Origin of the sequence: Streptomyces mauvecolor (assembly GCF_039532965.1) — a bacterium.
Lineage (GTDB): Bacteria > Actinomycetota > Actinomycetes > Streptomycetales > Streptomycetaceae > Streptomyces > Streptomyces violascens.
The window spans coordinates 67,329-84,968 of record NZ_BAAASQ010000015.1 but is presented as its reverse complement, the minus strand read 5'-3'; the positions used below and the strand labels follow the sequence as shown (position 1 = coordinate 84,968).

12 protein-coding genes are annotated in these 17,640 nt (G+C 72.2%); 6 read left to right on the top strand and 6 right to left on the bottom strand.

The window, feature by feature from the left end:
- Window positions 1-11 precede the first annotated feature (11 nt).
- From ABD346_RS21210 to ABD346_RS21200, 3 genes are all read right to left on the bottom strand, one after another.
- Window positions 12-1,589, bottom strand: a complete 1,578-nt coding sequence (locus ABD346_RS21210; protein ID WP_344376825.1) for a DUF5719 family protein — start codon at window positions 1,587-1,589, stop codon at window positions 12-14.
- On the bottom strand, window positions 1,586-5,308 hold the full coding sequence (locus ABD346_RS21205; RefSeq protein WP_344376823.1) for a glycosyltransferase family 2 protein: 3,723 nt from the start codon (window positions 5,306-5,308) through the stop codon (window positions 1,586-1,588). The genes ABD346_RS21210 and ABD346_RS21205 overlap by 4 nt, the downstream gene beginning before the upstream one ends.
- A gap of 275 nt (window positions 5,309-5,583) precedes the next feature.
- Window positions 5,584-5,847, bottom strand: coding sequence for a WhiB family transcriptional regulator (locus tag ABD346_RS21200; RefSeq protein ID WP_053723761.1), 264 nt, complete (start codon window positions 5,845-5,847; stop codon window positions 5,584-5,586).
- Window positions 5,848-6,565: 718 nt separating this feature from the next.
- Between ABD346_RS21200 and ABD346_RS21195 the strand changes: the two genes are divergently transcribed.
- From ABD346_RS21195 to ABD346_RS21185, 3 genes are all read left to right on the top strand, one after another.
- Window positions 6,566-7,072 (top strand): cysteine dioxygenase, encoded by a 507-nt coding sequence (locus tag ABD346_RS21195; protein WP_344376821.1) that lies wholly within the window; start codon window positions 6,566-6,568, stop codon window positions 7,070-7,072.
- A gap of 98 nt (window positions 7,073-7,170) precedes the next feature.
- Entirely contained in the window at window positions 7,171-8,127 is a 957-nt protein-coding gene (cofD, locus tag ABD346_RS21190) for a 2-phospho-L-lactate transferase (protein ID WP_344376820.1), read from the top strand.
- A complete protein-coding gene (locus ABD346_RS21185) occupies window positions 8,124-9,413 on the top strand; it encodes a coenzyme F420-0:L-glutamate ligase (RefSeq protein ID WP_344376819.1) in 1,290 nt (429 codons plus the stop codon). Before cofD ends, ABD346_RS21185 begins: the two co-directional genes overlap by 4 nt.
- A gap of 24 nt (window positions 9,414-9,437) precedes the next feature.
- Here the strand turns inward: ABD346_RS21185 and ABD346_RS21180 are convergent, their stop codons facing one another.
- The 3 genes from ABD346_RS21180 to ABD346_RS21170 all read right to left on the bottom strand — a co-directional run bounded on the left by ABD346_RS21180 (window position 9,438) and on the right by ABD346_RS21170 (window position 13,279).
- Window positions 9,438-10,406 (bottom strand): DNA-3-methyladenine glycosylase family protein, encoded by a 969-nt coding sequence (locus tag ABD346_RS21180; protein ID WP_344376817.1) that lies wholly within the window; start codon window positions 10,404-10,406, stop codon window positions 9,438-9,440.
- Window positions 10,407-10,813: 407 nt separating this feature from the next.
- Entirely contained in the window at window positions 10,814-11,896 is a 1,083-nt protein-coding gene (gene manB, locus ABD346_RS21175) for a mannose-1-phosphate guanylyltransferase (RefSeq protein ID WP_344376816.1), read from the bottom strand.
- Between the two features lie 108 nt (window positions 11,897-12,004).
- Window positions 12,005-13,279: a peptidoglycan recognition protein family protein gene (locus ABD346_RS21170; protein ID WP_344376815.1), complete on the bottom strand. Its 1,275-nt coding sequence runs from the start codon at window positions 13,277-13,279 to the stop codon at window positions 12,005-12,007.
- 129 nt (window positions 13,280-13,408) lie between these two features.
- On the opposite strand from ABD346_RS21170, the gene ABD346_RS21165 reads away from it, so the two are divergent.
- The 3 genes from ABD346_RS21165 to ABD346_RS21155 all read left to right on the top strand — a co-directional run bounded on the left by ABD346_RS21165 (window position 13,409) and on the right by ABD346_RS21155 (window position 17,606).
- The gene (locus tag ABD346_RS21165; RefSeq protein WP_344376814.1) at window positions 13,409-14,161 is read left to right on the top strand and encodes a TIGR03089 family protein; all 753 of its coding nucleotides are present in this window, start codon (window positions 13,409-13,411) and stop codon (window positions 14,159-14,161) included.
- A gap of 176 nt (window positions 14,162-14,337) precedes the next feature.
- The gene (locus tag ABD346_RS21160) at window positions 14,338-15,642 is read left to right on the top strand and encodes an LCP family protein (protein WP_344376812.1); all 1,305 of its coding nucleotides are present in this window, start codon (window positions 14,338-14,340) and stop codon (window positions 15,640-15,642) included.
- A 230-nt stretch (window positions 15,643-15,872) separates the two neighbouring features.
- Window positions 15,873-17,606, top strand: coding sequence for an LCP family protein (locus tag ABD346_RS21155; RefSeq protein WP_344376811.1), 1,734 nt, complete (start codon window positions 15,873-15,875; stop codon window positions 17,604-17,606).
- Window positions 17,607-17,640: the final 34 nt, after the last annotated feature.

Sequence of the window (17,640 nt, the reverse complement as noted above, 5' to 3'; positions counted from 1 at the left end):
TTTCTCAGGGCCTACTTCTCCAGGACCGAGAGGTCCTGGGAGGCGGCCGGCACGGCGACCGTGCCCTTGTCGTCGGCCAGCGTCTGCACCGTGAACATCGGGACCCCGTCCTGCGTGATCGCCAGCGTGCGCGAGGCGTAGACGGGCCCGCCGTTCGGATCGGGCTCGACGGTCAGCGCGTACGAGCCCTTGAGGCCCGGGGGGACCGGCGGGTCGACGGCGAGGGTGGTGCCGGCCTTCACGGTGTACGTCTTGGACTGCGGCTCGCCCGCCTCGGTGCCCGCGGAGGAGGTGACCTTCACCGTGGCGTCCTTGGCGCCCGGCGCCGTCAGCGCGAGCGTGGCGGCCTTGTCTCGGTTGTCGGTGACCGTCGAGCGGGTGCCGACCGGGTTGGTCGCCGGGATGAAGGCGATCTCCTGCTTGTCGCCGGTGCCGCGGACCACGCGCAGCGCCGCGACGACCGGAGTGCTGCCGTCCGAATCCGGGGTGAGCAGAAGGGAACCCGTCTCGCCCCTCGTGACGTTCTTCAAATCAAAGGACGCCGTCATCCCCGATTTCACGTGGACGGTGTCCAGCCCCGCCGGTGTGAAGCTGCCCCCCTTGCCCATGAGCTTCACCTTGAGGTCCGCGTCGTCCGCGCCCTTGGCGTGCACGATCAGGCGTACGTCGGTGGCGTCGCCCGGGATGCCCGCAAGCACCTGGGAGGCGGCCGCGTCCGCCGACGCGGGCAGCCAGTCCGCGCCCGCCTTCGCGTCCGTGGCCTGCACCACCGCGCCGACGCGGCCGGCGCGGGTGGAGACATGCACCGTCAGATCGTCGGCCACCGTGCCGGTCAGCGTGGAGAGGAGAACGGGGACGCTCGACTTGGCGGGGATCGTGATGCCCTCGCCGATGTCGGCCTTGATGGGACCGTCCTTGCCGAAGAGCTCGATGTCGGCGACGGCCGCGGTGTCGTCCGGGTTGGTCAGGTGGACGTAGTCCTGGCGGTCCTTGGCCGTGGACGCACCGGGGAACCAGAAGTCGGCGTCCGGCGCGGTGCAGCTGGTGCCGAGCAGGGCGCGCCCGGCGCCGCCGGTGATCTGGGTGGTCTGCTGGGCTGCCCAGCCCGGGGCGAGCAGGCCGTCGGCGGAGCCGGTGAGGGCGGGCGCGTCGGCGCCGGACGCGGTGGCGGCGGCCGGCTTGCCGGGCTCCTTCAGGGCGATGACCGGCTTGTCGGAGGCGGGCTTGTCGGCCGGCTTCTTGCCCTTGCCGTCCTTGCCCTTGCCGTCCTTCGCCTTGTCGGTCGAGGCGGTGGGCGAGGGTGCGCCGGTGTCGGCGGGCGGCGGCACCGCCGGGTTCAGCACGGCCGTGCCCGGCTTGCCCTGCGGGCCGCCCGCGGCGCCCTTCGGGGTGAACGCGGTGTACGTCGTCTGGGCCAGGTCGGAGGTGCTGGGCGCCGGGCACAGCAGGCTGGAGCGTTCGACGGGCAGCCGGGCCGGGGACTTGGCGCCGGTGTCGGCGGAGCCGCTGGGCGCGGTGAGCGAGGCGAAGCCGGTGAGCGCTGCGAGGGCGACCGCCCCCGCGGCGAGGGAGAGGGTGGTGCGCTTCACTGCTGGCTCCCGTCGGGGCGGTGCGGCTGCTGCTCGGGCTGCTCGGGCGGGTATCCGTAGCCGTAGGGGTCGTAGCTCCCGTCCGGCGGCAGCGGCTGGCCCTGCGCCTGCTGCTGGTAGGGGTCGTACGGCTGCTGCCCCTGCCCGTCGGCGTACTGGCTATGGCCGAACTGGCCGTCGGCGTCCGGGACTTGGGGGTACGGGGTCTCGGGGTAGTGCTGCTCGGGGTACGGGACCTGGGCGTACTGGCCGTCGGGGTACTGCTGGTAGCCGGGGTACTGCTGCTGGTACGGGTCGTACTGCTGCTGTGCCTGCTGATCGTGCTGGGCGGGGTCAGTGGCCGGGGAGGCGGTGGCGTACTGCGCCGCGTCCCACTCGTCGTACGCCGGCTGCTGCGGGATCCCGGGCTGCTCGGCGGGCTGTCCGGCGCCCGGGGCCTCGCCGGGGGCCTCGGCCTCGGCCTGGGCGCGGAGCCTGCGGGCCCGGCGGCCCTCGCCCGCGACGGGCTGCGCGGGAACGGCCGCCAGCGCCTCCTCGGCCTCGGGCAGGTCGTCGTCGATCTCGCGGCGGCGGCCCGGCAGGGCGAGCACCAGCAGGACGAGGGCGAGCGCGGCTTGCAGCCAGATCCAGGCGGTGTGGGTGAAGGGGGCGTCATAGGTGACGTCCAACGTGCCCCCGCCGGCGGGGAGTTCGAAGCCCTGGGCCCAGCCGTCGACGGTGGTCTTCTTGAGCGCCTTGCCGTCGAGGGTGGCGGTCCAGCCGGGGGCGGCCTTGTCGGCGATGCGCAGGACGCCGCCCGCCTGGTCCGCCGGGATCTTCGTGTGGATGTCGACGGGGTCGGCGGCCACGGGCAGGCTCTCGCCGCCCTTGGCCGGGACGATCACGGCGCGGGCGACCTGGCGGTCGACCCGCCACAGCGCGCTGCCGTCGAGCTGGCTGAGGCGGCTGAGGCCGGGCGTCGAGTCGAGGGTGCGCGCGAAGGAGCGGGGCGCGCCGTCGCGGACCAGCACATAGCGCACGGCGTAGCCGCTGAGCTGCGTCGACTGGTCGGCGCCGGAGCCCGCGACGAGGTTGGAGACGACCTTGCCGAGCCCGGCGTCGGCGCCGCCGGACGCGGCGAGTTCGGCGTCGCCGAGCTGTGCGCCCGAGCCCCTCACCAGCGTGTACGCGACCTTGGCGGGCGAGGTGCCGCCGAGCACCAGGGTGCGGGCCTGGTCGCGGGTGCCGCTCTCCTCGGCGACGAACGCCGGCACCTGCACGGGGTTGCGGCGCTCCAGCGGGCCCGCGGCGCCGCCGATCATCCAGTTCGCGGCGGAGTACACGGGCCCGAGGGCGGCCGCGAGTGCGATCAGCGCCGCGACCGGCTGGCGCCAGCCGAAGCCGTGCCCGGCGACCCGGGTCCGGCCGTTCTCGGCGCCGAGCGCCCCGGCGGCGAGCAGCGCGAGCCCGTACACGAGGGTCGCGGGGCCCGCCCAGGCGCTGTGGTTCGACAGGGCCGCGAAGAGGAAGCCGGTGAGCGCGACGGCCCAGGCGGTGCGGATCGCGAAGGTGCGCTCCGAGCGGAGCAGGGCGGCGAGCGCGGCCCCGACGAAGCCGATGAGCAGCAGCCCGCCGATGGTCTTGGGCCCGCCGGGGCTTGCCCCGAGCAGGTCGAGCGCGCCGGCCGAGCCGTCGCCGTACTCCAGGCCCGCTTCCCCGAGGAAGCCGGACGGGCCGGTGACCAGGGTCAGCGACCAGGGCGCGAGCATCAGGAGCGGGGTGCCGACGGCGGCCAGGAACCGCAGGCCGTACGCCCCGAGGTCGCCCCGGCGCAGGGCGAGCACGCCGATGCCGAGCAGCACCGCGACCGGCCACACGACCGGCGTGAACGCCGTAGCGATGGTCAGGAGCAGCGCGTACGTCCAGGTGGCGCGCCAGCTGCCGCGGGCGCCGTCGTCGCGGAACCCGGCGGCGGACACCCCGGCCCGGCCGATCAGCGGCAGCAGGATCGCGAGGACGGCGGTGCCGAGCCGGCCCGCGGCGAGCGCGCCGGTGGCGGCGGGCAGGAAGGCGTAGGCGATGGCCGCCCAGGCGCGCAGCTGGCGGGATGCGACGAGCGGGCGCGAGGCGAAGTACGCGGTGAGCCCGGCCAGCGGGACCGAGCAGACCAGGAGCAGGGTCAGCGCGAAGCCGGTCGAGCCGAAGCACAGCGCGGACAGGACGGCGATGATCGCGAGGTAGGGCGGCGCGGTCTGGGTGCCGCCGGCGCCGATGGGATGCCAGGCGTCGGCGTAGCGGCCCCACAGGCTGCCGATGTGGTCGGGGGCGGGCAGCAGGGCGCCGCCCATGAGGGTGCCGCCGCCGAGCAGATCGCGGCACGCGACGAGGGAGACCAGCAGGAGGAGCGCGAAGAGGACCGGCGCCGGTTTGCGGGCGATCTTCTTGAGACGGGCGAACTGCTCGATCTCCAGGAAGTCGGCGTCGTCGCCGCCGGGTCCGGATTCGACGGCGCCGTGCCGGGAGCCGCCGGTGTCCTCGGTGCCCGCGCCGAGGCTGCCGGCCACGGATTCGACGGTGGCGCGGATGGTGGCGCCGGGCGGCGGGAACAGCGGGCGCAGCTCGCTCGCCTCGACGCCGCTCTTGCCGCGCCGCTTGCGTCCGGCGACGATCCTGCCCGGCCGCAGCAGGGTGCCGAAGAGGCCCATGACCTCGTCGACGGCCTGCCCCGGCACCTTGCCGACGAGGTAGGCGACGGTGCGCAGGAGCGTGCCGATCACGATGCGGAGCAGCACGTAAGGGAGCAGTACGGGACGGGAGTTGACGAGCATGGTGTAGACGGCGCCCGCCTTGTCGACCCGGTGCGGGTTGACGACCGAGCGGCCCGCGCAGTCGACGGTGCGGCGCTCGCGGGCGGCGGCCTCGGCGTGGCGGACCGCGGCGTCGGGGGCGACGAGGACGGTGTGGCCCGCGGCGTGGGCGCGCCAGCACAGATCGACGTCGTCGCGCATGAGGGGCAGCCTGCGGTCGAAGCCGCCGAGCTCGTCCCACACGTCGCGGCGGATCAGCATGCCCGCGGACGACACGGAGAGGACGGGGCGGACCTGGTCGTGCTGGCCCTGGTCCTGTTCGCGCCGGTCGAGGCCCGTCCAGCGGCGCCCGCTGTGGGCGATGGAGACGCCCACTTCGAGGAGTTGCTTGCGGTCGTACCAGCCGCGGAGTTTGGGACCGATGATCGCGGCGTAGGGGTTGGAGTCGGCGACGCGCAGCAGTTCGGCGAGCGCCTCGGGCTCGGGCGCGCAGTCGTCGTGGAGCAGCCAGAGCCACTGCACGGGCTCGCCGTGCGGGAGTTCGGGCAGGTCGTAGCTGTCGTCGCGCCAGGTGCGCGAGACCGGGTCCCAGCCGCTGGGGCGCTTCAGATAGGGCAGTTCCTCGGGGCCGAGCACGGGTGCGGTGCGGGCGGCCTCCTCGACGGCGGCGCCGAATCCGGTGCGGCGGGCGAGGTGCAGGACGCGTTCGGCGCCGAGGGCCTCGGTGACCAGGCGGGCGGAGTCGTCGGCGCTGCCGGTGTCGGCGGCGTATGCGTTCTGTACAGGGCGTTCCTGGCCGAGGAGTCCGGCCAGGACGTCGGGGAGCCAGCGTGCGCCGTCGTGCGAGACGACCACGGCGGTGACGACATGTCGGGGGAACTCGGGAGTCGCGGCCGCCTCGTACGGGGCCGTCGACTGGCTGTGCACGGACATCGAGGTACGGGCCCCTCCGCCCCGGAAGGCTGCTGTGCTGACTGCGGTCGGCGCGGCCGGTGTTGCGAGACGGGCTCTGACGTGACCGGAGTGCCGTGGACAGCGCCCCACACTAACGGCTGCCACACAAACGGTCCGCCGCCTGCGGACGGGGCGCAGGGGACGGACCGTTGGTTGTGTACGGAGTTGGGCGGTTTGGGCCCCCCGAGGGTGGCCGCCGGGGGTCAGACGGCGGCGTTCCCGAGGGCGCTTCTTGACGGCCCTTCCCGAGGAGTTCAGACGGCGGCCTTCTTCAGGCGGCGGCGCTCTCGCTCGGACAGGCCGCCCCAGATACCGAACCGCTCGTCGTTGGCGAGGGCGTACTCAAGGCATTCGGAGCGCACTTCGCAGGCGAGGCAGACCTTTTTGGCCTCCCTGGTGGAGCCGCCCTTTTCGGGGAAGAAGGATTCGGGGTCGGTCTGGGCGCAGAGTGCCCGTTCCTGCCAGCCGAGCTCCTCTTCGGCCTCGTCGACCAGCAGTTCCTGAAACAGCTCGGTCATGTGCGCCCCTCGTCTGTCTTTTGCTGCCCCGTGATGTTGCCGTTACCGAATCCGGCTGAACGACACGAGTGAAATTACAAGTGCGTGGATCCGGGCCAGTCAAGCCGAGATCTGCTATTGGGCCCCGTATTCACTCTGCGGAACCAAGGCCATGCGGAAAGTGTTCAAATCGGTTAAAAGGTGACACCCGCCACTGCGCCACACCGACACCCCTCCTCACCGGTTCGCTCGACCCCCGCTCGACTGCGACTGCAGAGGAGGACGAGCCGAGTGTTGATCTTGTTGCGCCCGTACCCGGAAAGCGGCCCGGATCACATTCGGATCACGAGAAGGCAACGGCGTTTGGTTGCACAGTTACTGCGCCACATCTCCGGCCCCGCGACTGCACAAACCTTTCTCCGGCTCCAGTAACCGGATGAGGTGAAACATTGCCGCCAAATCGGTCATTGGGTTGACAACACACCCACCGACCCGTTCTCCTGGACCGCATGTCAGTGACCGCAGCGCACCGAGCGACCCACACCCGTGGGTTCCGCAGCGCTGTCCAGGCACGCTGTTGCTGTTCCAGCTGTTGATCCCGCACCCCCTGCGCCACGTGCGATCCAGCTTCTCCCCCCGCCTCCCCTGAGACGCCACGCGTCCGCTCCGGGCGGCCGCCGTCTCAGCGAGACACCTCATCTGCGACACCCCAGCACTTCTGCCGAGGAACCCCCGCACCATGAACAGCAGCCACAGCGACCTCCAGATCGCCGGCGACATCCTCGAGGTCCAGCACCTCCTGCAGCCCGCCCGCGAGCACCCCGCCACCGTCGCCGAGTTCGCCGGACTCGCCCGCTCGATCGCCGCCGACCGCTCCCAGTGGGCCCACCTCGTCCAGTACGACGCGGTCTCCCGCTGGTACCACCGCCTGCGCACCGGGCCCGGCTACGAGGTCTGGCTCCTGTCCTGGGTGCCCGGCCAGGGCAGCGGCGCGCACGACCACGGCGCGTCCTCGGGCGTGCTGACCGTCCTGGCCGGCGAGCTGACCGAGCGCACCGAGCGCGGCGTACGGAACCTGGGCGCCGGATCCCAGCGGGTCTTCGCGCCGGGCTATGTGCACGACGTCGTCAACGACTCCCTGGAGCCGGCCGTCAGCCTGCACGTCTACTACCCGGGCCTCACCGACATGCCGATGCATGCGAGCCAGAGCTCCTCCCCGGCGACCCAGGATGTCGTACCCGCCTGACACGCCCTCCCTTCCCCAAGCTCTCAGCGAGCGGGGGAGGCCCCCACTCCCCACCACCGCCCCTCAAAGGATCAGGCTCCGCCTGACAGACTGTCGGCATGCGCATTGTGGTTCTGGCAGGCGGCATCGGTGGTGCCCGCTTCCTCCGTGGTCTGAAGTCCGCCGCCCCCGACGCGGACATCACCGTCATCGGCAACACCGGTGACGACATCCATCTGTTCGGCCTGAAGGTCTGCCCCGACCTCGACACCGTGATGTACACCCTGGGCGGTGGCATCAACGAGGAGCAGGGCTGGGGACGTACCGACGAGTCCTTCACCGTGAAGGAGGAGCTCGCCGCGTACGGGGTGGGGCCCGAGTGGTTCGGGCTCGGCGACCGCGACTTCGCGACCCACATCGTCCGTACGCAGATGCTCGGCGCGGGCTATCCGCTGAGCGCCGTCACCGAGGCGCTGTGCGCCCGCTGGCAGCCCGGCGTCCGGCTCATCCCGATGTCCGACGACCGCGTGGAGACCCATGTGGCCATCGACATGGACGGCGAGCGCAAGGCCGTCCACTTCCAGGAGTACTGGGTGAAGCTGCGGGCCTCCGTGGACGCGCAGGCCGTCGTGCCGGTCGGCGCCGAGCAGGCCAAGCCCGCGCCCGGCGTCCTCGACGCGATCGCCGCGGCCGACGTGATCCTGTTCCCGCCGTCCAACCCGGTCGTCTCGGTCGGCACGATCCTGGCCGTGCCCGGCATCCGCGAGGCGATCGCCGAGGCGGGCGTGCCCGTGGTCGGCCTCTCCCCCATCGTGGGCGACGCCCCGGTGCGCGGCATGGCCGACAAGGTGCTCGCGGCGGTCGGTGTGGAGTCCACTGCGGCGGCGGTCGCCGAGCACTACGGCTCGGGGCTGCTCGACGGCTGGCTGGTCGACAGCGTGGACGCCGGATCGGTCGCGCGGATCGAGGAGGCGGGCATCCGCTGCCGGGCCGTGCCGCTGATGATGACGGACCTGGACGCGACGGCGGCGATGGCCCGCGAGGCCCTCACGCTGGCGGAGGAGGTCCGCGCGTGAACCCTTCCTTCCGGGTGTGGGCGCTGCCGGGTCTTCCCGAGGTGCGGGCCGGTGACGACCTCGCGAAGCTGATCGCGGCGGCCGAGCCCGAGCTCGCCGACGGCGACATCCTGCTCGTCACCTCGAAGATCGTCTCCAAGGCGGAGGGCCGCATCACCGAGGCCGCCGACCGCGAGGCGGCCATAGACGCCGAGACGGTACGGGTGGTGGCCCGGCGCGGCACCCTGCGCATAGTCGAGAACCGGCAGGGCCTGATCATGGCCGCGGCGGGCGTCGACGCCTCCAACACCCCTGCCGGGACAGTCCTGTTGCTGCCCGAGGACCCGGACGCCTCGGCGGCCGCTATCCGCGCCGGGCTGCGCGACGCGCTCGGCGTCGAGGTCGGCGTGATCGTCACGGACACCTTCGGACGGCCGTGGCGCAACGGGCTCACCGACGTGGCGATCGGCGCCAGTGGCGTACGCGTCCTGGACGATCTGCGCGGCGGCACGGACGCGCACGGCAACCCGCTGAACGCGACCGTGATCTCGCTCGCCGACGAGCTGGCCGCCGCGGGCGACCTGGTCAAGGGCAAGGCAGGCGGGCTACCGGTCGCCGTGGTCCGCGGGCTCGGCCACATCCTGGGCGAGGGCTCGGCCCGCGAGATGGTCCGCGCCTCCGTCGACGACATGTTCCGCCTCGGCACCTCGGAGGCGGTACGGGAGGCGGTCACCCAGCGGCGTACGGTACGGGCCTTCACGGCCGAGCCCGTCGACCCGGGCGCGGTACGGCGGGCGGTGGCGGCGGCGGTCACCGCGCCTGCCCCGCACCACACGACGCCCTGGCGCTTCGTGCTGCTCGAATCCGAGGAGTCGCGCACGCGGCTGCTCGACGCGATGCGGGACGCCTGGATCGAGGACCTGCGCCGCGACGGCAGGTCCGAGGAGTCGATCGCCAAGCGGGTCGCCCGGGGCGAAGTCCTGCGCGCCGCGCCGTACTTGGTGGTGCCCTGCCTGGTGATGGACGGCTCGCACTCCTACGGCGATGCCCGCCGCGACGGCGCCGAGCGCGAGATGTTCGTGGTCGCGGCGGGCGCGGGCGTCCAGAACTTCCTGGTGGCCCTCGCGGGCGAGCGGCTCGGCTCGGCGTGGGTGTCCTCGACGATGTTCTGCCGCGACGTCGTACGCGACACCCTCGGCCTGCCCGCCCACTGGGACCCGATGGGGGCGGTGGCGGTGGGCCACGCGGCGGAGCCGCCGAGGCAGCGGCCGGAGCGGGAGGCGTCGGCGTTCATAGAGGTCCGCTGAACCGGTCCCCTTCGCTCAACTCGCCTACAGCGGGGCGATGTCGCGGGGCTCCATGCGCGGGGCCCGGCGCTCCGGGGTGCGGCCGCTGAGCAGGATCAGACGGGCGGCCCGGTGGCGCTGGCCCGCGTACGGTTCGAGCAGGGCCAGCATCTCGGCGTCGTCGGCGTTCCGGTTGCCCGCGAGGGCGTGGCCGATGATTCCGGGCAGATGGAGGTCGCCGACGGTCACCAAATCGGCTGCGCCGATGGCCCGTTGGAGCGTTTCGGCGGCGGTCCACGGGCCGATGCCGGGGATGACCTGGAGCCGCTCGGCGGCCTTCTCCGGGTCCATGGCGGCCGCCTCTTCCATGCGGCGGGCCACCCTGACCGCGCGCATGACGGTGTCCGAGCGCTTGGAGTCGACACCGGCACGGTGCCACTCCCAGGACGGGATCAGCGCCCACGTCCTGGCGTCGGGCATGACGTACATCCCGTCGGGGGCGCCGGGGGCGGGCTCGCCGTACTTGCGGACGAGCAGCCGCCAGGCGCGGTAGGCCTCGGTGGTGGTGACCTTCTGTTCCAGGACGGAGGGGATCAGGGATTCGAGGACCAGTCCGGTACGGCCGAGGCGCAGGCCGGGGCGCCTGCGGTGTGCCTCGGCCACGAGGCGGTGGCGGGGCGCGAAGGCCCCCGGGTCGTCCAACTCGCCCAGCAGTGCGGGGAGTTGGTCCAGCATCCACTCCGCGCCCTCGCCCCACGCTTCGGCGTGCGCGGTGTCGTTCGCGGCGGTCACGCGCAGGGTGGCGGGACCGGCGGGGGTCCTCGATGTGCGCCATACCGCTCCGTCGGGGGTGGTGCGGTAGGTGGGGTCCGCGGGGCCGCGTCTGAGGGGGCCGAGCGTCAGGGCGAGGTCGAGGGGGCCCTCCGCCGGGGCCCACGTCCGGGTCCGCCCTGCCGCGCGGGGGGCGGGGACGGGGCGGCGGCTGGGTGTGCGGGGAGTGAATCGTCCTGCCACGGGGGTTCCTCGGAGGGTGGGCTGCCCTTCGAGGGTACGCGGCTTTTACTTCCCCACCCCGCCCCTCCCCGCTGTGACACTGTGCGGCTCCGCCGCGGGGCCTCCGGGGGTGTGGATGGGCTGAACTGGACTCCTGGGGCTCCGCCCCAGACCCCGTTCGCGCCTGAAGGGCGCTCGTCCTCGAACTCCCCCAAGGCCTCAAGGGCCAGGGGGGACCCCCATGACGGGCTGGAGGGGGCTGACGTCCGTGATCGCCTGACGGCCAGGAATGCCTGCATGAGCACTCTGCCCAAGTTCAGCCCTGCCAGGGGCGCGGGGAACTGCGCGATCAGCCCCCACCGGCCCGCCAGCCGAAACCGCCACCCCCTAAGCCCCTCCGGCGTATGAGGAGCAGGGTTGAGGCGGAGCTACTGGTCCGAGGAGAAGCGCACCGACCCCGCCGGCAGCACCGCCCCGCACCACACCCGTACCCCCTCGCGGAGCTCGTTGTCCGGGCCCACCCTCGCGCCGTCACCCACGACCGCCCCCGCCAGGATCGTCCGCGCGCCGATGCGCGCACCCGCTCCGACCAGCGAGTCCGTGATCACCGCGCCCGCTTCGACCACCGCGTCCGACAGGATCGTGCTGCCCGTGATCCGCGCGCCCTCGCCCACCACCGCACCGTGGCCCACCACCGTGCCGCCCGTCAGCTTCGCGTCGGGGGCCACCTCCGCCGTGGGGAGGACGAGGCGGTCGCCGCAGCGGCCCGGTACGGCCGGGGAGGGGGCGCGGCCCAGGACCAGGTCCGCCGAGCCGCGGACGAAGGCCTGCGGGGTGCCCAGGTCCAGCCAGTAGGTTGAATCCACCATTCCCTGGAGGTGGGCGCCTTCCGCCAGCAACCCCGGGAACGTCTCGCGCTCCACCGAGACCGGGCGGCCTGCCGGGATGTCGTCGATCACCGAGCGGCGGAACACGTACGCCCCCGCGTTGATCTGGTCCGTGACGATTTCCTCCGGCGTCTGGGGCTTCTCCAGGAACGCCGTCACCCGCCCGGTCGGGTCCGTGGGGACCAGGCCGAACGCCCTCGGGTCGTCGACCCGGGTCAGGTGCAGGGAGACGTCCGCGCCGGAGGTGTTGTGGGTGTCCACGAGGGCCTTGATGTCCAGGCCGGTCAGGATGTCGCCGTTGAAGATCAGGACCGGGTCGTCGGGGCCCGAACGGAGACGGGACGCCACGTTGCGGATGGCGCCGCCCGTTCCCAGCGGCTCGTCCTCCGTGACGTACTCGATGCTGAGGCCGAGCGAGGAGCCGTCGCCGAAGTACGGCTCGAACACCTCGGCCAGGTAGGAGGTGGCCAGGACGATGTGGTCGACGCCCGCCGCGTGGGCCCGGGCCAGCTGGTGGGTGAGGAAGGGGACGCCGGCCGCCGGAACCATCGGCTTGGGTGTGTTCACCGTGAGCGGGCGCAGCCTCGTGCCCTTGCCGCCGACCAGGAGGATCGCTTCTGTCACCTGTCGTCTCTGCTTCCTGCTGGGGCCGGCCTTCGGATTCCGTCACGTTCGGGCGGAACTCCCGGCCGGCCAGTGTATGCAGACTGTCCGGATGCTCATGCCGCCCGGTCAGCGCCGGCCCTGGTAGTGGGCCGCGGCGACCCGGGCCGCACCGAGCCTGCCGTACAGGCGCGTCCCCGGGCAGTCGGTGGCGAATCCGTCGCGGTGACCGGAGATGGCGTTGAGCTTGACGCTTGTCCCCTTCTTGTAGCGATTGCCGCCGGCGGAGACGAGCGTGCTCTTGCCCTTCGGGTTCACTCCGTACAGCCCGAGCTTCCAGGCCGAGAGCTGCTCGATGGCCTTGAGCGCGGCGGCGGACGGGTTCGTGTTGTTGTAGGTGCCAAGGAGCGCGATGCCCATGCTGTTGGTGTTGAAACCGAGAGTGTGCGCGCCCATGACGGCCTTGGCCACACCCCCGGCACGGCCTTCGTAGATGTTTCCGCACTTGTCGACGGCGAAGTTGTAGCCGATGTCCCGCCAGCCGTTGCTCTTGACGTGGTAGCGGTAGATACCGCGGAGGACGGAGGGCGCCTGGGCACAGCTGTATGCGTTGCCGGTCCCGGTGTGGTGGACGAAGGCGACCTTGACGCTCTTGGTGTAGATGAACCCGCTCTCGCGCATCCGCTCGTCGGCGCCCCAGCCCTTGCGCGTGATGATGCGCGGCCGCTTCCCGACATACGGGCGGGCCTCGGCAGGGGACCCCGCCACCTCCGAGGCCTCGGCGGCCTCGGCGGCCTCGGCCTCGTCCTGACCCGCGGGCTCGTCGAGCGCGGGCAGCACATCGGGGACCCGGGTCTCGCGGGTGCCCTCGCCCGCGTCCTGCTCGTCGGGGTCGGCGCCCGGGTCGACGAGGTCCAGGTGCAGCCCCTCGGGAAGCGGTTCGCCCTCGGCGCGTACGCGTGCCTCGACGGCGTCCGAGTCGCCGACCCACAGCGGCGCGGTCGAGCCGTGCAGGGGGCGCGCGGCCTCGGGGGTGTCGGGGTCGGCGGCATGGTCGTGGTTGTGGGTCTCCAGGTCCTGCCAGGCGGACCAGGTGCCGGCCGCGCGGCCCCGGGTGCGGACCTGGACGCTGCCGTGCAGTTCGTCGTCCGCGTTGTCCCAGACCACGCCGACCAGCGAGAACGGCCGTACTTCCCGCTGGGCCAGGCCCTCTTGGGACGTGCCGTCCGCCGCGCGGTCCGTGCCGGGCAGCGGCTCCAGAGGCAGCGACTGGGTGGAGCCGGCCAGTTCCGCGGCGGGCGGCGGCGCGGAACCCGACGCCGCTACGGGTGTCGTGGCCGCCAGGGGGAGGGCGAGGGCCGCGACAGCGGCGACGCCGATCGAAGACGCATGGAAGCTACGCATGCTGACGATCGTGGACATAGAGGGACAATCCTGTCCATTGCGGAACTGACGGGCCGTCCGCCAAACCGGTGTACGCACCCCGCCCACCGGTGCCGGTGCCAAGGCCGCGCCCCACGTAGCCTTGCCCGCGTGAACGCCAGCGACCGCACCCCTGCCGACCTGCTGCGATCCGCGCTCGCCGCGGACCCGGGCCGCCCCTTCATCACGTTCTACGACGACGCCACCGGCGAGCGCGTGGAACTGTCCGTCGCCACCTTCGCCAATTGGGTGGCCAAGACCGCGAATCTGCTCCAGGGCGATCTCGCCGCCGAGCCCGGCGACCGCCTCGCGCTGCTGCTCCCCGCGCACTGGCAGAGCGCCGTGTGGCTGATGGCCTGCCACTCGGTGGGCGTGGCCGTCGAGATCGGCGGCGACGTGGCCGCGGCCGACCTCGTGGTCAGCGGCCCCGACACCCTCGACGAGGCCCGCGCCTGCACCGGCGAGCGGGTGGCGCTCGCGCTGCGCCCGCTCGGCGGCCGCTTCCCGCAGCCGCCCGCCGGGTTCATGGACTACGCCGTCGAGGTGCCGAGCCAGGGCGACCGGTTCGCGCCGTTCATGCCCGTCGACCCGGACGCCCCCGCGCTCGCCGTCGACGGCCTCGAACCGAGCGCCGCCGAACTCGTCGCGCGGGCCCGCGCCGAGGCCGCCGAACTCGGCCTCGGCTCCGGTTCGCGGCTGCTTTCGGCGCTCCCGTACGACAGCTGGCCCGGTCTCGCGAGCGGTCTGTACGCGCCGCTCGCCTCGGGCGGCTCGGTCGTCCTGTGCCGCAATCTGGCCCAACTGGCCGACGGCGGCCTCGAAAAGCGCGCCGAGAGTGAGCGGGTCACGCACCGCTCGCTGTGACCGTCCGCCGATCTCCACCCTTGTGGCCCACTCGGGGGCCGATCCCCCGGGCCCCGGTGGCACCTCCGGTACATGATCGACCGTACGCACAACCATGCGCGCGATTCGGCCGTCTACCGGGGTGCCCGGCGGCGCGCCCGCCGACCCCGTGATGGCCCGTGAGGATGGACGCCGACGTGACCGACAGTGCTGGCACTCCCCCTGAACCGGAAGACCGGGCCGGGGCCGAGCAGCCACCGCCGCCGCCCACCGGCACCGACCCGGACGCGGAGCCCGGGGCCCCCGGGCCCGCGGAGACCACCGACACCGAGGAGGACCCGGAGACCCCGGACGCCAAGGGCGGCCGTCGCTGGCTGCGTTGGACAGCGCTCGGCGTCTCCGTCGTCGTCCTCGCGGCGGCCGGAACCGGCTGGTGGTTCTACCGCAAGCTCGACAGCAACATCCAGACGGACACCACCGCCGCGCACGAGCTGGACAAGTACGAGCGGGACCGGCCCGCCTCCGTCGTGCACGACGCGCAGAACCTGCTGCTCATCGGCTCGGACTCGCGCGCGGGCAACAACTCCTCGTACGGCAGGGACGACGGCGGCAGCCAGCGCTCGGACACCACGATCCTGCTGCACCTGGCCGCCGACCGGCTCAGCGCCACCGCCGTCTCGCTGCCCCGTGACCTGATGGCGGACATCCCCGCCTGCGGCAGGCCTCAGGGCGGCGAGACCAAGCCGCAATTCGCCCAGTTCAACTCGGCGTTCGAAATGGGCGGCGCGGCCTGCACGATCCGTACGGTCGAGAAGATGACCGGCATCCGGATCGATCACCACATGGTGGTCGACTTCAGCGGGTTCAAGGACATGGTCGACGCGGTGGACGGCGTGGAGGTCTGCCTGAAGGAGCCGGTCGACGACCGTCAGGCCCATCTGAAACTCCCCGCCGGACGCCAACTGCTGCGCGGCGAGCAGGCGTTGGGCTTCGTGCGCTCGCGGCACGGCTTCGGGGACGGCAGCGACACCCAGCGCATGGACCGCCAGCAGCAGTTCCTCGGCTCGCTGATCAAGAAGGTGCAGAGCAACGGGGTGCTGCTCAACCCAACCCGCCTCTTCCCGGTCCTGGACGCGGCGACCCGCTCCATCACCACGGACCCGGGCCTGAACACCCTGCGGGACCTGTACGACCTGGTGCGCTCGGTGCGCGGAATTCCGACCGAGAACATTCGCTTCCTGACCGTTCCGCGTCAGCCCTATGCGTACGACGGAAACCGCGACGAGCTTGTGCAGCCGGACGCGGACCGGCTCTTCCAGCAGCTGCGCGAAGACCGGCCGATCAAGGTGGCGCCCGCCGCGGACGTGCCGAAGGCCAAGGAGAGCGGGAAGCCCGGCTCCGGCGGGGACGACAAGCGGCCCGACGATCCCGACCCCTCGCCGAGCGCGTCGGCGACACCCGTCTACTCGGGGACGAACGCTGCCTCCGGCATGTGCGGCTAGCCGGGCGTGTATGTCGACAACCTGTGAAATGCACGCAACGACCAGCGGATTGGGGCCAAATGCCCGGTTGTAAAGGGCGTGGAATTTGTCACGGCCGTCGCTCTTGGGCGAACTGGCCAGATAGTGTGACGCGATCCGGTGCTACCGGCCAGAGGGCCGGGCACTGCAGGAGCGAATGATTGAGCGCTTTGGGGGAAGCGACTCGGCACCGACGGAGGACAGAAGCAACCGTGGATGCGCAGAGCCGTGGGCGGGCCGATGATGTCGACCCCGCAGACCAGTGGGTCCTCAACCCGGACACCGGCACTTACGAATTGCGACTGAATCCTTCCGGAACGCAGTCGAATTCCGCTCCCGGCCGGTCGTCGACCGGTCCCGCGTCGGACAGAAGATCAGGGCAGTCCGGACGTTCCGGGCGCCGCGAGGTGCCCGGGCAGCGCAACCGCCGATCGAACCGGTCCCCCGAGGGGGCCCCCGACACCCCGGGCCGCCGCAAGCGCAAGCCCAAGGCGACGCGCAAGAAGAGGGCGCTGCTGTGGACGGGCGGCGTGATGGGCTTCGTCCTCGTCGTCGGCGCGGGCGGGGCGTACTGGCTCTACCAGCACTTCAACGGCAACCTCAACACCGTCGACGTCGGTGACGCGGGCAGCAAGAGCTCGGTGCCGGACGGCGCGTTCAACATCCTGGTCATCGGTACCGACAAGCGCACCGGCGCGGGCAACGAGGGCTACGGCGACGCGGGCAGCGAGGGCCACGCCGACACCAACATCCTCTTCCACGTCTCGGCGGACCGGACCAACGCGACCGCGATGTCCATCCCGCGCGACATGGTGATCGACATCCCCTCCTGCCCGACGAAGCAGAAGGACGGCTCCACCAAGACGGTGCCGGGCGAGAAGAAGGTGCGGTTCAACACGAGCCTGGGCCAGGAGGGCCGCGACCCGGGCTGCACGATGCGTACGGTCAAGCAGCTCACCGGGCTCAACGTCGACCACTTCATGATGGCCGACTTCAACGCCGTCAAGGAGCTGTCCACGGCCGTCGGTGGCGTCAAGGTCTGCCTCGCCAAGCCGGTGAACGACCCCAAGTCGCATCTGAAGCTCCCGGCCGGCGAGAGCGTCGTCAAGGGCGAGCAGGCCCTCGCGTTCGTACGGACCCGGCACAGCTTCGGCGACGAGAGCGACCTCTCCCGGATCAAGCAGCAGCAGCAGTTCCTGAGCTCGATGATCCGGCAGATGAAGTCGGACGACACCCTGGGCAGCCCGACCAAGATGTACGGACTGGCGGACGCGGCGACCAAGGCGCTCACGGTCGACTCGGGGATAGGCAGCATCAAGAAGCTGACCGACCTCGCCCAAGTGCTCGGCAAGATCGACGCGAAGAACATCACCTTCACCACGCTGCCGGTCATCGACAACCCGGCCGAGGGCAAGAAACACATCACCGTGGTGCCCGACCCGACGAAGGCCGATGCGCTGTTCGCGATGATGCGCGCCGACACCTCGCTCACCGAGGTGAAGAAGAAGGAGGCGGACGCCAAGAACGCGGCCGCGGCCGAGGAGGCCGCCCGCCTCAACGGCCCCCGTGCCAAGGCCTCCGACGTACGGGTCAACGTGCTCAACGGCGGCGCGGCGGCGGGCTCCGCGGGCGACATGGTCACCTGGATGCAGAACCAGGAGGGCGTGCTCAAGTCGAGCAACGGATCGAACGCGCCGGCCAAGGTGCCCGCCACGGTCCTGGCCTACGCACCGAACCAGGCCGACCAGGCCCGCAAACTCGCGGATCTGCTCGGCCTGGCCGCCTCGGCACTGCAGCCGGGCACGAAGGACGCCGTGGGCAAGGAGCCCATGGTGCTGACCCTCGGCCCCGACTTCAAGCAGGCGGGAACACCCATAGCCGCTCCGGCCAAGGCACCGGAGGGCATTCAGAAGGTCGAAGCCGACAAGTCGGTGTGCGCCAAGTAGCAGACTCACGGCCCGCCCGGGCCTCAGGGGGAGT

What these genes read in the sequence shown, in the direction of transcription:
- ABD346_RS21205 (WP_344376823.1), bottom strand. Translation starts at nt 5,308, where the DNA reads ATGTCCGTGCACAGCCAGTCGACGGCCCCGTACGAGGCGGCCGCGACT.
- ABD346_RS21200 (WP_053723761.1), bottom strand. Translation starts at nt 5,847, where the DNA reads ATGACCGAGCTGTTTCAGGAACTGCTGGTCGACGAGGCCGAAGAGGAG.
- ABD346_RS21195 (WP_344376821.1), top strand. Translation starts at nt 6,566, where the DNA reads ATGAACAGCAGCCACAGCGACCTCCAGATCGCCGGCGACATCCTCGAG.
- cofD (WP_344376820.1), top strand. Translation starts at nt 7,171, where the DNA reads ATGCGCATTGTGGTTCTGGCAGGCGGCATCGGTGGTGCCCGCTTCCTC.
- ABD346_RS21170 (WP_344376815.1), bottom strand. Translation starts at nt 13,279, where the DNA reads ATGCGTAGCTTCCATGCGTCTTCGATCGGCGTCGCCGCTGTCGCGGCC.